Origin of the sequence: Curtobacterium sp. MCLR17_007 (assembly GCF_003234655.2) — a bacterium.
Taxonomy (GTDB): Bacteria; Actinomycetota; Actinomycetes; order Actinomycetales; family Microbacteriaceae; genus Curtobacterium.
In genome coordinates, this window is the sequence record NZ_CP126271.1 from 1,655,692 (window position 1) to 1,668,880 (window position 13,189).

Genomic DNA, 13,189 nt, shown 5'->3' on the forward strand with positions numbered 1-13,189 from the left:
GTCATGGACGCGAGCGAGCGGTGGCGGATCCTTCGACTGCACGTCGACGACGCCATCCCGCTCGCCGCCCTCGCCTGCAGCACGGGCACCGTTGAGCGCACCCTGCAACGCTGGCTCGCCCGCTACCGGACCGGCGGGTACACCGCCCTGGCCAACGGCACCCGGACCGATCACGGCGTCCGACGGACGACACCGGAACTCGTCCGCCTGGTCGAGGGTCTCGCGCTCACCAGGCCGCGACCGTCAATCGCCACCATTCACCGTCAGGTCAGCGTCCACTGCGCTGAACGGGGACTGCCGGCGCCGTCGTACTCCGTCGTGCGGTCGATCGTGAACGCGCTCGACCCGGGGATGGTGACGCTCGCGCTCGAGGGGCCGGCCTCGTACCGGGACAAGCACGAGCTGCTGCTCCGACGTCGCGCTGATCGCCCCAACGCGATCTGGCAGGCGGACCACACGATGCTTGACCTGCTCATCGTCGGCCCAGACGGCAAGCCTGCACGGCCCTGGTTGACGGTGGTCCTCGACGATTACTCCCGGGCGGTGTGCGGGTACATGGTGTTCCTCGGCGCCCCGTCAGCGGCCAACACTGCGCTCGCCCTGCGGCAGGCGATCTGGCACAAGCCGGAACCGGACTGGCCTGTCTGCGGGATCCCGGACGTGCTCTACACGGACCACGGGTCCGACTTCACCAGCTACCGCCTCGGCGACACCGCCGCCGTGCTGCACCTCCGGATCATCCACTCCCAAATCGCCCGACCGCAGGGACGAGGGAAGGTCGAGCGCTTCTTCGGCACGATCAACACCGAACTGCTCCCAACGCTCCCCGGCCACCTCACACCCGGATCTGCCGCGCCGGTGCCGGCCCTGGATCTTGCCGGCATCGACAGCGCGATCAACACCTTCATCCGCCGCTACAACTCCCGTGTCCACCGCGAGCTCCGGACGACTCCGCTGGAAGCGTGGATCGCAGACGGGTGGCTCCCACGGCTCCCGGAGTCCCTCGAACAGCTCGACGGATTTCTGCTCACCGTCCCGACCACGCGGGTCGTGCAGCGCGACGGCATCCACTTCGAGGGTCTCCGCTACACCGCCGCCACACTCGCCCCGTTCGTCGGCAGCACCATCAGCGTCCGGTACGACCCCCGCGACGTCACCGAGATCCGCGTCTTCCACCGCGACGCGTTCCTCTGCACCGCGATCAGCACCGAGCACCAGACCGAGACGATCAGCCTCAAGCAGATCCAAGCAGCCCGCAATGCTCAGCGCCGGGCGCTGCGCGGACAGATTCGAGAACGCATCGCGATTGTTCACCCGGCTTCCGACGACACCGCCCCACCAACCGCCGAGACGGAACAGCCGCGACTGAAGACCTACGAGGAGGACCGGTCATGACGAGCCAGTTCATCATCACCAAGGAGCACCGCCGGTTCGCGGAGTTCGCTGACGCCGTCCGGAAGCAGAACACCATCGGGGTCTGTTTCGGCCCTGCCGGCGTCGGTAAGACCCTCTCAGCCCGCCGCTACGCGCACTGGGACAGCATCGGCCCGTTCATCGCCAGGTGGGCCGCGCGAAGCGAAGACGACACCAAGATCTACGCCGCCGCCCACCGCGCCCGGACCGTCTTTTACACGCCCGAAGTCTCCGCAACGATGCGCGCCCTGCAGGACGACCTTCGGCACGACATGCTCCGCACCGAACGCTGCATCGAGGAACACCTCATCCTCCACGGCGGCCACGTCGACCACATGCACGGCCCCAACCCGTCCTTGCTCGAGCTGATCATCATCGACGAGTCCGAACGCCTCACCGGCAACGCGATCGAGTGGCTCCGCGACCAATACGACCGCACCGGCATCGCGATGATCCTCATCGGCATGCCCGGCATCGAGAAGCAGTTCAGCCATTACCCGCAGCTTTACAGCCGACTCGGGTTCGCCCACCAGTACCGTCCCCTCGGCCACGACGAGCTGCTGTTCGTCCTCGAACGCCAATGGCGAAAGCTCGGCAAGGCACTCGACCCCGACGACTTCACCGACGCGCAAGCCATCGCTGCGGTCGAACGCATCACCCGCGGCAACTTCCGCCTCCTCGAACGCCTGCTCCCACAGATCCAACGCGTCCTGAAGATCAACGAGCTCGACGTCATCACCAACGACGTCGTCGAAGCCGCACGCAGCACCCTCGTCATCGGCACCACCTGACCCGGCACGGACCGCAGCGAAAACGACGACACAGATCGAGGCTGCTCACAACCTACGGGCTCGTGCGGCTGGCGTACGGGCTGGTGCTGCCGGACGTGCAGGCGGACCTGGACCTCGGTGCCGCCGCCGCCGGTGGGATCTCGGCCGGCGCGTCCGCGATGTACTGCGTCGGGGCGTCCGTCGGGTTCCTCGTCGCCGCCCGGGTTCCCCGCACCCTGGTGGTGTCCGCCGCGGGCACGGCGGCGCTCGGTGCGATCGGCGTGGCCGTCAGTCCGTCCGCCGCGGTGTTCGGCGCGTCTGCGGTGCTCGCCTCGGCCGGCGCCGGACTGGCATCGCCCGCACTGGTGCGGATCGTCGCGCGGAGTGTGCCGTCGCAGGACGTCCCCCGGACGCAGACGATCGTCAACAGCGGGACCGGACCGGGCCTGGTCGCCGCCGGGGTCCTGGCACTCGTGCTCCTGCCCGAGTGGCGGACGGCCTGGCTGGTCAGCGCCGCGTGCGCCGTCGTCGCCGGGGTCGCCGTGCTCCGAGCGGACCACGGCGACACGGCGCCCGAGGACCGCGCGACCACCGGTCCGCGAGGGAAGTCGTTGCCGCCCGCGCCCTGGTTCCGCCGGCATGCCGGCCTGCTCGTGGCGGCACTGCTGCTCGGGGCGGGGTCCGCCGCCGTGTGGAACCTCGGTCGCGCCGTCCTGGTCGACGCGGGCTCCGGGCGGACGGCGTCCGTGGTCGCGTGGATCGCCCTCGGCGTCGGGGGGACAGCGGTCGCGGTCACGGCGCGCTGGTTGGACGCCCGACCTCCGCGGACCGCCTGGACGATCACCGTGGTCGCCGTGGCGCTCGGGACGGCCGGGCTCGGTGTCGGTGCCGCGGTCCTCCCCGTCGCCCTCGTCGCGTGCGCGGTGTTCGGCTGGGGGTACACCGCGGCGACCGGTGCGCTGGTCGCGTGGACCGGCGCGATCGATGCGGAGCACGCGCCGTCCGGGACCTCGATGGTGTTCGTCACACTCGTGCTCGGGCAGGCCGTCGGCGCCGCGGTCGCGGGTGCGGTGGTCGAGCAGGCCGGCGCCGCCGTGACGATGCTCGGCGCCGCTCTGGTCGTCGCCGCCGGGGTCCCGGCCAGCCGAGTGCGGCAGGATGGTGTCCCGTGAACCCGCAACCGCAGCAGCCCAAGTGGCGGACCCTCTGGTCGACGATCCAGGTCGGCGTGCTGTCAGCCGCGGTGGTCACCTGCATCGTGCTGCTGGTCGTCGGTGACCCGAAGCTCGCCCGCGTCTGGTCGGTCGCACTCGTCTTCTTCGGCATCGCGCTGCTCGGGCACGTCTCGTTCCTGGTCTGGACCAGGCACACGGAGCGCGACCACCACTGACCAGGCGCACGGAGCGCGGCCGCCCGGGGGACGACCGCGCTCGACGCAGAACCGTGGCGCTACGGCGTGACCATGCCGCCGTTCACGTTGAGCGTCTCGCCGGCGACGAAGCTCGACTCCTGCGACGCCAGGAACACGTACGCCGGGGCGAGCTCGGCGGGCTGTCCCGCGCGGCCCATCGGCGACTCGCTGCTGCCGAACTCGGGCAGCGACTCGGGGTCGACGCCGCCGGTGACCTGCAGCACCGACCAGGTCGGTCCCGGCGCGACGACATTGACGCGGATCCCGCGCTCGACGAGCAGCTGCGAGAGCCCCTTCGAGAAGTTGTTGATCGCGCCCTTCGTCGCGGCGTAGTCCAGGCGGTCCGGCGCCGGCTTGTACGCCTCCATCGACGCGGTCGTCGTGATGGTCGCGCCGGGCTGCAGGTGCGGCAGCGCCGCCTTGACCAGCCGGAACAGGGCGAACACGTTGACGTCGAACGTCGCCTCGAACTGCTCGTCCGTGATGTCGAGCAGGTCGGGCTGCCACACCTGCTTGCCCGCCACGCTGACCAGCGCGTCGAGACCGCCCAGGCCGGCCACGGCCTCCTGGACGAGTCGGCCCGCGTACTCGCGGTCCCGCAGGTCCCCCGGGATCGCGACGGCGGTGCGACCCGCTGCGCGGATCTGCTCGATGACGTGGTCGGCGTCGGCCTGCTCCTCCGGCAGGTAGGCGAGCGCGACGTCGGCGCCCTCACGGGCGAACGCGATCGCGACCGCACCGCCGATGCCGGAGTCGGCACCGGTGACCAGGGCCTTGCGGCCGGCCAGCCGGCCGGTTCCGCGGTAGCTGGACTCACCGAGGTCCGGTACCGGCGTCATCGCCGACTGGAGGCCCGGCTCGGCCTGCGTCTGCGGCTCCGGGCTGACGTTCGGGTAGCGCGACCGGGGGTCGCCGAACTCGTACTGGTCCGTTGGCATCGGGTGGTCTCCTGTTCTGTCGGTGCTCGTCGTTCGCCGACCATGCAACCCGGGGAGCCCTGGACGCCACGTCGGCGGATGCGGGAACCGACGTCAGGACCGCTGCCAGAAGACGAGCCGGTTGCCGAAGGGATCGGTGACGGTCATGGTCCGTCCCCACGCGTCGTCCGACAGGCCTGGGCGCGAGTTCGGGTGGTGCTGCGCGATCAGGTCGTCGTGCAGCGCCTGGACGTCCGGCACCACGATCATGACCGCGCCGCCGGGCGTCGCGTCGCCGTGGTGCTCCGACAGGTGCAGCACGGCGCCGTCCCGGACGACCTGCGCGTACACCGGCAGGTCCGGCTCGAACCGGTGCTCCCACTGCCACGTGAAGCCGAGGTGGTCGCAGTAGAAGCGCTGCGCCAGCTCGTGGTCGAACACGCGCAGGATCGGGACAACGCGCTGGCGCGCGACGTCGTCGAGCTTCGGTTCGTCGTCGGACACGGGACCTCCCGGGGCAGTGCGGACGGTGTCCTCGGCACGGTACCGACCTGCGGTGGCCCCGTCCAGGAACGAGGTCATGACCGCGATGCGGGGCGAGCGTGCCGTTCGTCGTCGACCACGGTCAGGGCGAGCTCGCAGAACATCGCGTCCGCCCACGAGAACCACGGGCGCGAGTACGACGTCGGGTCGTCGACGTGGAACGACTCGTGCATGCGACCGGTCCCGGCGTCGGTGGCCAGGAGCACGTCGAGCAGCTCGCGGCGACGCTCGGGGGTGCCGGTGATGCCCTCGACGCACAGGGCGATCGGCCAGACGTGGTCCGGCTCGGTGTGCGGGCTGCCGATGCCCTCGGCCGCCGATCCCCGGAACCAGTACGGGTTCGTCGGTCCGAGCACGAGTCGCCGGGTCGCCGCGGTCACGTCGCGGTCGAGGACTTCGGGCGCATCGAAGGGCAGTGACAGCAGCGACGGCATGTTCGCGTCGTCCATGAGCACGACCCCGCCGAGTCCGTCGACCTCGTACGCGTAGACCCGCTCGCCGTCGTGCTCGACGACGCCGTGCTCCGCGACGCCCGCGGAGATCGTCGTGCGCAGGGCGTCGGCGTCGTCGGCCAGTCGGTCGTCGCCGTACACACCGCGGGCGATGTCGGCCAGCGCGAGCAGGGCCTGGGCGGCATGCAGGTTCTCGGGCACGTTGTAGCCGTACGTGCAGGCGTCGTCGGACGGCCGGAACCCGACCCAGGTCATGCCGGTCACGGCGACCGGTGTCCCGCGGCCGTCGCGGGCGAGGGTCTCGGTCGGCAGCGGCGAGTCGCGGACGAACCGGTAGCTCGACTGCTCGTGGTCGGTCTCGAGACGCCACTGGTCGACGACGGAGCGGAGCACCCGGTGGGCGCGCTCGTCGAACACGTCCGTCCGGCCGGTCGCCCGCCACAGCCGGTGGGCGAACTGGACCGGGTACGCCAGGCTGTCGACCTCGTACTTCTGCTCCCAGACGAGCGGGTCGTCGCACAGGTCCCCGTCGTCCCAGTGCGCACCGGTGGCCGTGCGGTTGAAGGCGTTGGCGTACGGGTCGTGCTCGATCAGCCGGAACTGCCGTCGGACGATCCCGGTCAGGACGTCCGCGAGCGGTGCGCAGGCGCCGGCGAACCGCAGGTACGGCAGCATCTGGGTCGTCGAGTCGCGGAGCCACATCGCCGGGATGTCGCCGGTGATGACGAACGCGGTGCCGTCCTCGTCGAGCGTGACGGTGTCGGTCAGCGTGCGGGTCAGGGACTCCTCGACCCGCGCACCGACCTGGTCGCCGAGTGCGCTCCGGACCGTGTCGGCGGCGGTCCGGAGCGTCGCGGTGACGTCGGGGTGCAGGATCATGCCCGGACCGCGTCGACCTGCAGCACCGAGGCGATGGTGCCGTTGCGGGCGCCCTCGTAGGCGGCGAGGATCATGCCGAGCACGGCGATGCCCTCGCGCTCGGTGTGGATCGGTCGGGTGCCGTCGCGCAGGCAGGCCCCGAACGCGCCGATCTCGGCCGCGAACGTGTCGACGTCCTCGAAGGTCACGGTCTCGCTCGTGCCGTCGAGCAGGTCCCACCGCAGGGTCGTGCCGTCGCTGGTGAGGGACCCGAGCTCGCCGACGACGCTGAAGCGCTCCGTGCCGACGGCCGGCTCGTACGCCCAGCTGGTGACGAGCTGGCCGACGGCGCCGTTGTCGAAGCGGAACAGCGCCTGCGCGGAGTCCTCGCCCTCCATGAACGTCAGACGATGCGTGGAGAGCATCGCGGTGGCCTGCACCGGGACGCCGCCGGCGAGGTGCATCATCAGGTAGCTGGGGTGGTAGCCGGTGTCGATGAGCTCGCCACCACCGCTGGTCGAGGCGTGTGCGCGCCAGCCCATGTTCGACGGGTCGAACTCGTTGCGGAAGCTGTCGGTCGTGCGGACCTCGTACACGGTGCCGAGGACGCCGCCGTCGATGAGCTCCTTGGCCTTCGCGACGGCCGGCATGAACAGCTGGTTGTGCGCACACATCAGCGTGACGCCGGCCTCGGCGACGGCGGCCTGCACGTCGCGGGCCTCGTCCGGTGTCAGGCAGAGCGGCTTCTCACACAGCACGTGCTTGCCCGCCCGTGCCGCTGCGACGATCGCGTCGCGGTGCAGGTGGTGCGGCAGGCAGATGTCGACCGCGTCGATGTCGGCGCGTTCGAGCATCTCGCGGTAGTCGGTGAAGAACGGCACGTCGAGCTCGGCGCCGCGGGCCGCGGCGGTGTCGGCGAACGCGTCCGCGACGGCTGCGACGCGGATGACCTCGGCGTGCTGGGCGTACCCGCTGATGTGGAAGCTGGCGATGCCGCCGCCGCCGATGAGTCCGACGCGGATGGGGTCGGTGGACATGGTGACTCCTGTTGGTGCTGGTGGTGTGTGGTGATGGGGCGTGTCCGGGCTCACACGGTGGCCGGTACCCGGGCTGCCGCGTTCGCCGCGACGACGAGCCGGGTGAGCTCGACCGCGCGGGCGACGTTGTCGTCGGCGCGCGTGCCGGAGGTGATGTGGTCCACCCACCGGCCGAACGCGTCCTGGGCGTCCTCGGGGACGTCGATGGTGACCGGCTCGTCGCCGTAGGCGGACCCACCGGCGGTGAGCCGGGCCTCCTGGTCGGTGTACGAGAGCCAGCCCGCGGTGCCGGCCACCTCGATCGTGAACGGGGTGCCGGCGACGAAGCCGGCCTCGATCACCCCGATGGCCTGGGAGGGGTAGCCGACGGTGACGACGGCGTGGTCCTCGACCGCGTGTCCGGTGACCGAGCGGTAGACGGCCTGGACGGTGTCCGGTCGTGCGCCGAGGAACAGCTGGGTCAGGTAGACGGGGTGGCAGCCGAGGTCGGTCAGCGCACCGCCGATCGCGGTCGTCGGGTCGAAGAAGCGCTCGGGCAGCCACGGCACGACGGCACCGTCGTGCGAGAGCCGGACGCGGGCGTGGTTCACCTGGCCGAGCCTGCCGGACGCGATCTCGTCGGTGATCGCCCGGGTGTACCCGTGGTACAGCCGGGGCAGCGAGACGACGAGTGCAACACCGGCGGCCTCGCAGGCGGCGACGACCTCCTCGCACTCGTCGACGGTCGGGGCGAGGAGCTTCTCGGTGAAGACGTGCTTGCCGGCCCGGGCCGCGCGGGTGATGACGTCGCGGTGCACGTCGGTCGAGGTCGTGATGGTGACGGCGTCGACGTCCTCGCGGGCGAGCAGCGCGTCGAGGTCGGCGACGAACTCGACACCGAACTGCTCGGCGCCCGCGCGACCGCGGTCCTGGTCGTCGTCCCACACCGCGACGAGTTCGGTGCCGGGGTGCTCGACGCTCTGTCGTGCGTAGTCGCCCGCGTGGACGTGCCAGAAGCCGACGACGGCGACGCGGATCGGGGTGGTGGTCGTGGTGGGCATGGGTTCCTCAGATCCGGACCTTGTCGTAGTCCTTCGGGAGCGTGAACGGGGAGTACGTCTGCATCATCGGGTCGACGCGGGCCTGGGCCCGGTCGACCGCCTGCTGCGGGGTGGCGGTACCGAGCAGCACGCTCGACCGGGCGTCGGCGAGCGAGTCCCACCACTGGCCGCCCACGGGCAACGGCGGACGGCAGGTCGACGCGGGCATCGACTCGACGAAGAACCGGATCGACCTCGCCGAGCCCTTCGGGTCCTTGAGTGCGGCGATGTTCGAGGGGACGCTGGTGGCGGGGACCATGTAGGTCTCCTGGCCGCGCTTGCCGGTGAAGTACTTCATCAGCTCCCACACCGCCTCGTTCTTCTTCGACCCCTTCGGCAGGCACAGGGCGAACCCGCCCGACCACGTGTACTTGTCGGCGCCCGCGGTCTGCGTCGGCAGGTACGCCATGGTCCAGTCCAGGTCCTTCGGGCCGTAGTTGTCGAACGTCTGGATCGTGGACGGGACGCTCACCATGAACGCCATCCGGTCCTGCAGGAACGCCATCTGTCCCGGCGGGTGGCCGGTCGGCTCGTACGTCGCGATGAAGGTGTCGGCGTCGCGGTAGCCGTACCGCTTCGCCCAGTCCTCGTAGAACTCGTAGACCTTCCGGACGCTGGTCGAGTCCATCGTCATGTGCGAGTCCGCCTGGTCGAAGTAGCTCGCGCCGAGCCCGAGGCCCCACGTGAACGGCCACCCCTCGCCGTACCAGGGGAGCAGTCCCATGTGGGTGTAGCTGCCGCCCGACTTCTTCGTGACCTTGTCGCTCACCTCGGCGACCCGGTCGAACGTGACGGGACCGTTCTGCTGCCAGTCGAACTCGTCCAGGTCGACCCCGACGTCCCGGAGCATCTTGCGGTTCACGAACATGCCGCGGGCGTCGGTGTCGTGGGGGAGCCCGTAGGTCTTGCCCCGGTAGGTCAGCTCGCCGACCGTGAACCCGAGCCAGTCGGCCAGGAACTCCTCCTTCGACACGTCCTCGAACTCCTCGATGAGCTCGTCGATCGGCTCGATCAGCCCGATGGCGGCGTACTGGGCGGCGCTGAACCGGTCGAGCAGCCACAGATCCGGCGCCGTCCCGCCCCGGACCGCGGTGATGACGCTCGTCGCGTCGCCGGTGCCCTGCGAGGGCACCTGGTTCACCTGCACGTCGATCTCCGGGTGCAGGGCCTTGAACTGGTTGATCACCTTCGTCTGGAACGGCACGAAGGTACCGGTGACGCCCCAGAGCGACACCGCGTTCGGGTTGCTCCGCGCACCCGAGCCGGACGCGCAGGACGCCGCCAGGAACGCGAGTGCCCCGGCGCCACCCGTCGCGGCGGCCGTGCGGAGGAAGGTGCGGCGGTCGAAGGCGCTGCCGGTCATTTGAAGCTCCCGATCTGGATCCCCTTGAGGAAGGTCCGCTGGAAGAAGAAGAACAGGACCACGAGCGGCAGGATGATCAGGATCGCCGCCGCCATCAGCTGGTTGAACTGGAAGTCGGCGCTGTTGTTGAGCCGGAACACCTGCAACCCGATCGACAGCGTCTGCACGTTCTGGTCCTGCAGGTAGATCAGCGGTCCGAGGAAGTCGTTCCACGCGCCGACCGCGGCGAAGATGCCGACCGTGACCAGCGCGGCCTGGGCCTGCGGGAAGACGATCCGCCACAGGATGCGCCACTCCGACGCGCCGTCCATGCGCGCGGCGTCGAGCAGGTCCTTCGGGATCTGCAGCAGGAACTGCCGGAGCAGGAACACGTAGAACGCGGACCCGAACAGGCTCGGCACCACCAGCGGCAGGAACGTGTTGATCCACCCGAGCCGGGCGTACAGGTCGAACATCGGGATGAGCGTCACCGGGAACGGGATGAACAGCGTCGCCAGCACGACGTAGAACATCCTGTCCCGTCCACGCCACTCGATGCACGCGAAGCCGTACGCGATCACCATGTTCGACGCCATCGAGAACACCGTCACCAGCACCGTGATGACCAGCGTGTTCCGGAAGAACGTGAAGAACGGCATCGCGTTGACCGCGTCCCCGAAGTTCGACCAGTCCAGCCACTGCGGGAACCAGGTCGGGGGGAACGCGCCGAGCTCGGTGTTGCTCTTCAGTGCGGAGATGACCATCCAGTAGATGGGGACCAGGAACAGCAGGCTCATCGCGATGAGCACCACGCGGGCGCCGATCGACGACCACACCGAGCGGACCGAACCGTCGGCGTTGCGCGACCGGTCAGTTCCGGCGTTCCGGCGGTCCTTCGGACGCACCGTCTCGAGGGACGAGGTGACCGTCTGGTCGTCCTTCTGCAGCGTCATCGTCTACTCCCCGCTCACGTCGTAGTTCACGAACCGCCTGGACAGCCAGTAGACGAGTCCCGACAGGACCATCCCGGCCAGGAACAGCAGCACCGCCATCGCGCTGGCGAACCCGAGCTGCGCGTAGCTGAAGGCGTTCTTGTAGAGGTAGAGCATGTAGAACAACGTCCCGTTGTCCGGCGACCCCAACCCACCGGTCCCGGACGAGATCACGTACGCCTCGGTGAAGACCTGCAGGCCGTTGCTGATCCCGGTGATCAGGTTGAACAGGATCGCGGGGGAGATGAGCGGCAGGGTCAGCGCGAAGAACTGGCGCACCGGACCCGCACCGTCCACCCGCGCTGCCTCGTACAGGGTCTTCGGGATGCCCCGCATGCCTGCCAGGAACACCAGCGCCGCGTTGCCGGCACCCATCTGCGCCAGCGCGACGATGACGAGCTTCGCCGTCGTCGGGTCACCGAGCAGGTTGGTCGCCGGCACCCCGACGAGCTTGAGCACCTGGTTCACGATGCCGGTCTGCGGGTTGACGAGCACCACGAAGATGAACGCCAGCGCGAAGGTCGGGATGAGCGACGGGATGTACAGCGCCGTCCGGTACCAGCTGATCTCCTTGACGTCCTGGTTCATCGCCAGGGCGATCACGATGGCGACCACGATCCCGACGGGGACGGCGATCACCGCGTAGAACAGCGTGTTCTCGACCGCCGTGTGCACGAGCGGGTCGATGAACGCCGCGACGTAGTTGCCGAACCCGACGAACGTCGCCGCGTTCATGCCCGAGTACCGCGTCAGGCTGATCACGAACGAGTACACGAGCGGGTAGGCGATGAACACGAGCACGCCGACGATCCACGGGGAGATGAACGCGATGCCCACACGCAGGCGTCGCTTCTCGGCGGGGGTCCAGGGGTGCTTCTTCGCCGCGCGTCGACTCCTGCGTTCGGTCGAGGTCGCGGGTCGCACTGCGGTGGCCGGGCGAGCGGTCGTCGTCACGGGCGTCCCTTCGGGTCTCCGTGTCCACGCCGGTGGAGCCACGGGCGCCGCCACGTCGGTGTGGCCGCTGGCGGACGGTCGAACCCCAGGACGATTCAATCCAATTGATTGACAAATCCGCTTGGACAGTGATGCTAAGGACCACGACCACCACCCGTCAACCACGAGGACGCCGGAATGTCTGCAGGGCAGAACCACACGCACGTCGGAGCGCACAACCGCGCCGTCGTCCTCGACCTCGTCCGACGCAGCGGACCCGTCACCCGCACGGACATCCGTGACCGCACCGGCCTCACCGCCCAGACCGTGTCGAACATCACCGCCCGCCTGGAGTCGGACGGACTGGTGCGCGACGTCGACCGACGCCTCACGCTCGCGCGCGACGGCCGCTTCGCCGTCGGTGTCCACCTCGACCCCGCGCACGTCGCCGTCGTGCTGCTCGACCTCGGCGGCGGCCTGGTCGCCGAGCACCAGCTCGGCGCCGCCGACGTGGCAGACCCGGCGACCACGCTCGACGCCATGGCCCAGGCGATCGACGACGTCGTCACCCGCTCCCACGTCGACCCCGACAGGGTAGTAGGCATCGGCGTCGCCGCGCCGGGCCCCATCGAACGGGACGGCGCCACCCTCGGCGCACCCGCCCAGCTCGCCGCCTGGTCCGGCTACCCGCTCGCCGCCGAACTCGCCCGCCGCACCGGACTCGCCGTGCACGTCGAGAAGGACGTCGTCGCCAGTGCGCTCGCCGAGTGGTGGACCGCCGCCACCGTCACCGACCTGGTCGCCGTCTACCTCGGGCACGGCGTCGGCGCCGGGATCGTCGTCGGAGGCGAGGTCGTCCGCGGCAGCACCGGCAACGCGGGAGAGTTCGGCGGGATGCCGGTGTACGCGCACGGCGGGTGGACCGCCCTGTGGGAGGCCTGCCAACCGCTTCAGCAGGTCCGACGCGGCATCGACGCGGGGCTCCTCCCGCCGCGGATCCCGCTCGACGACCCCGCTGCCGTCCGTTCCGCGTTCGACGACCTCTGCCGCGAGCCCGGCGCGGCCCCGCTCATCACCGAGGCCGGCACCGCCCTCGGCTCGGCCTTGGTCCACGTGGTCGAACTGCTCGACCTGCCGAGGATCGTCGTCGGCGGGAGTGCTGCACGTGCGGCCGGGCCGAAGCTCCTCGACGCGCTCCGTGCGCGACTCGCTGACCGACTCGACCCGAGCCTCCTGCCGCGGGTCGACGCGACGGCGCTCGGCGAGAACGTGGTCGCCCGCGGGGCGGCGTGCGCGGTCCTCGTCACGACGCCCGTCGCGTCACGACCTGTGGCCGTCGCCGGTCTGTCGGCGGGCTCGCGCCCCGTCCGGACAGGAGGCCCGTCCCGCGCCCGCGACATCGCCCACCCCTGGTGAGGGGTCGGCCGCTGGCGGTGCACGGT

General features: G+C 70.3%; 13 protein-coding genes. 5 read left to right on the plus strand and 8 right to left on the minus strand.

Annotated features, from left to right (window positions below):
* Nucleotides 1-3 precede the first annotated feature (3 nt).
* The 4 genes from DEJ13_RS07875 (at nucleotide 4) to DEJ13_RS07890 (ending at nucleotide 3,573) form a co-directional block, all read left to right on the plus strand.
* On the plus strand, nucleotides 4-1,395 hold the full coding sequence (locus DEJ13_RS07875) for a TnsB C-terminal domain-containing protein (protein ID WP_284158179.1): 1,392 nt from the start codon (nucleotides 4-6) through the stop codon (nucleotides 1,393-1,395).
* Nucleotides 1,392-2,204, plus strand: coding sequence for an AAA family ATPase (locus DEJ13_RS07880; RefSeq protein ID WP_111108279.1), 813 nt, complete (start codon nucleotides 1,392-1,394; stop codon nucleotides 2,202-2,204). Before DEJ13_RS07875 ends, DEJ13_RS07880 begins: the two co-directional genes overlap by 4 nt.
* 62 nt (nucleotides 2,205-2,266) lie before the next feature.
* The gene (locus tag DEJ13_RS07885; RefSeq protein WP_181437079.1) at nucleotides 2,267-3,355 is read left to right on the plus strand and encodes an MFS transporter; all 1,089 of its coding nucleotides are present in this window, start codon (nucleotides 2,267-2,269) and stop codon (nucleotides 3,353-3,355) included.
* Complete coding sequence (locus DEJ13_RS07890; protein WP_111107398.1) at nucleotides 3,352-3,573, plus strand: hypothetical protein; 222 nt, start codon at nucleotides 3,352-3,354, stop codon at nucleotides 3,571-3,573. Before DEJ13_RS07885 ends, DEJ13_RS07890 begins: the two co-directional genes overlap by 4 nt.
* A gap of 59 nt (nucleotides 3,574-3,632) precedes the next feature.
* On the opposite strand, the gene DEJ13_RS07895 is transcribed toward DEJ13_RS07890, so the two are convergent.
* From DEJ13_RS07895 to DEJ13_RS07930, 8 genes are all read right to left on the minus strand, one after another.
* Nucleotides 3,633-4,532 (minus strand): SDR family oxidoreductase, encoded by a 900-nt coding sequence (locus DEJ13_RS07895; RefSeq protein WP_111107397.1) that lies wholly within the window; start codon nucleotides 4,530-4,532, stop codon nucleotides 3,633-3,635.
* A 93-nt stretch (nucleotides 4,533-4,625) separates the two neighbouring features.
* The gene (locus tag DEJ13_RS07900; RefSeq protein ID WP_220037604.1) at nucleotides 4,626-5,093 is read right to left on the minus strand and encodes a glyoxalase superfamily protein; all 468 of its coding nucleotides are present in this window, start codon (nucleotides 5,091-5,093) and stop codon (nucleotides 4,626-4,628) included.
* Entirely contained in the window at nucleotides 5,090-6,385 is a 1,296-nt protein-coding gene (locus DEJ13_RS07905) for a glycoside hydrolase family 125 protein (protein ID WP_111107396.1), read from the minus strand. The genes DEJ13_RS07900 and DEJ13_RS07905 overlap by 4 nt, the downstream gene beginning before the upstream one ends.
* A complete protein-coding gene (locus DEJ13_RS07910) occupies nucleotides 6,382-7,401 on the minus strand; it encodes a Gfo/Idh/MocA family protein (protein ID WP_111107395.1) in 1,020 nt (339 codons plus the stop codon). Before DEJ13_RS07910 ends, DEJ13_RS07905 begins: the two co-directional genes overlap by 4 nt.
* Before the next feature lie 50 nt (nucleotides 7,402-7,451).
* Nucleotides 7,452-8,441 (minus strand): Gfo/Idh/MocA family protein, encoded by a 990-nt coding sequence (locus DEJ13_RS07915; RefSeq protein ID WP_111107394.1) that lies wholly within the window; start codon nucleotides 8,439-8,441, stop codon nucleotides 7,452-7,454.
* A gap of 7 nt (nucleotides 8,442-8,448) precedes the next feature.
* A complete protein-coding gene (locus tag DEJ13_RS07920) occupies nucleotides 8,449-9,843 on the minus strand; it encodes an extracellular solute-binding protein (RefSeq protein ID WP_111107393.1) in 1,395 nt (464 codons plus the stop codon).
* Nucleotides 9,840-10,775 (minus strand): carbohydrate ABC transporter permease, encoded by a 936-nt coding sequence (locus tag DEJ13_RS07925; RefSeq protein WP_111107392.1) that lies wholly within the window; start codon nucleotides 10,773-10,775, stop codon nucleotides 9,840-9,842. Before DEJ13_RS07925 ends, DEJ13_RS07920 begins: the two co-directional genes overlap by 4 nt.
* Nucleotides 10,776-10,778: 3 nt before the next feature.
* Nucleotides 10,779-11,768, minus strand: coding sequence for a carbohydrate ABC transporter permease (locus DEJ13_RS07930; RefSeq protein WP_111107391.1), 990 nt, complete (start codon nucleotides 11,766-11,768; stop codon nucleotides 10,779-10,781).
* Nucleotides 11,769-11,945: 177 nt separating this feature from the next.
* Between DEJ13_RS07930 and DEJ13_RS07935 the strand changes: the two genes are divergently transcribed.
* Complete coding sequence (locus DEJ13_RS07935) at nucleotides 11,946-13,163, plus strand: ROK family transcriptional regulator (protein WP_111107390.1); 1,218 nt, start codon at nucleotides 11,946-11,948, stop codon at nucleotides 13,161-13,163.
* Nucleotides 13,164-13,189 lie beyond the last annotated feature (26 nt).

What these genes read in the sequence shown, in the direction of transcription:
- DEJ13_RS07875 (WP_284158179.1), top strand. Translation starts at nt 4, where the DNA reads ATGGACGCGAGCGAGCGGTGGCGGATCCTTCGACTGCACGTCGACGAC.
- DEJ13_RS07880 (WP_111108279.1), top strand. Translation starts at nt 1,392, where the DNA reads ATGACGAGCCAGTTCATCATCACCAAGGAGCACCGCCGGTTCGCGGAG.
- DEJ13_RS07895 (WP_111107397.1), bottom strand. Translation starts at nt 4,532, where the DNA reads ATGCCAACGGACCAGTACGAGTTCGGCGACCCCCGGTCGCGCTACCCG.
- DEJ13_RS07900 (WP_220037604.1), bottom strand. Translation starts at nt 5,093, where the DNA reads ATGACCTCGTTCCTGGACGGGGCCACCGCAGGTCGGTACCGTGCCGAG.
- DEJ13_RS07905 (WP_111107396.1), bottom strand. Translation starts at nt 6,385, where the DNA reads ATGATCCTGCACCCCGACGTCACCGCGACGCTCCGGACCGCCGCCGAC.
- DEJ13_RS07910 (WP_111107395.1), bottom strand. Translation starts at nt 7,401, where the DNA reads ATGTCCACCGACCCCATCCGCGTCGGACTCATCGGCGGCGGCGGCATC.
- DEJ13_RS07915 (WP_111107394.1), bottom strand. Translation starts at nt 8,441, where the DNA reads ATGCCCACCACGACCACCACCCCGATCCGCGTCGCCGTCGTCGGCTTC.
- DEJ13_RS07920 (WP_111107393.1), bottom strand. Translation starts at nt 9,843, where the DNA reads ATGACCGGCAGCGCCTTCGACCGCCGCACCTTCCTCCGCACGGCCGCC.
- DEJ13_RS07925 (WP_111107392.1), bottom strand. Translation starts at nt 10,775, where the DNA reads ATGACGCTGCAGAAGGACGACCAGACGGTCACCTCGTCCCTCGAGACG.
- DEJ13_RS07935 (WP_111107390.1), top strand. Translation starts at nt 11,946, where the DNA reads ATGTCTGCAGGGCAGAACCACACGCACGTCGGAGCGCACAACCGCGCC.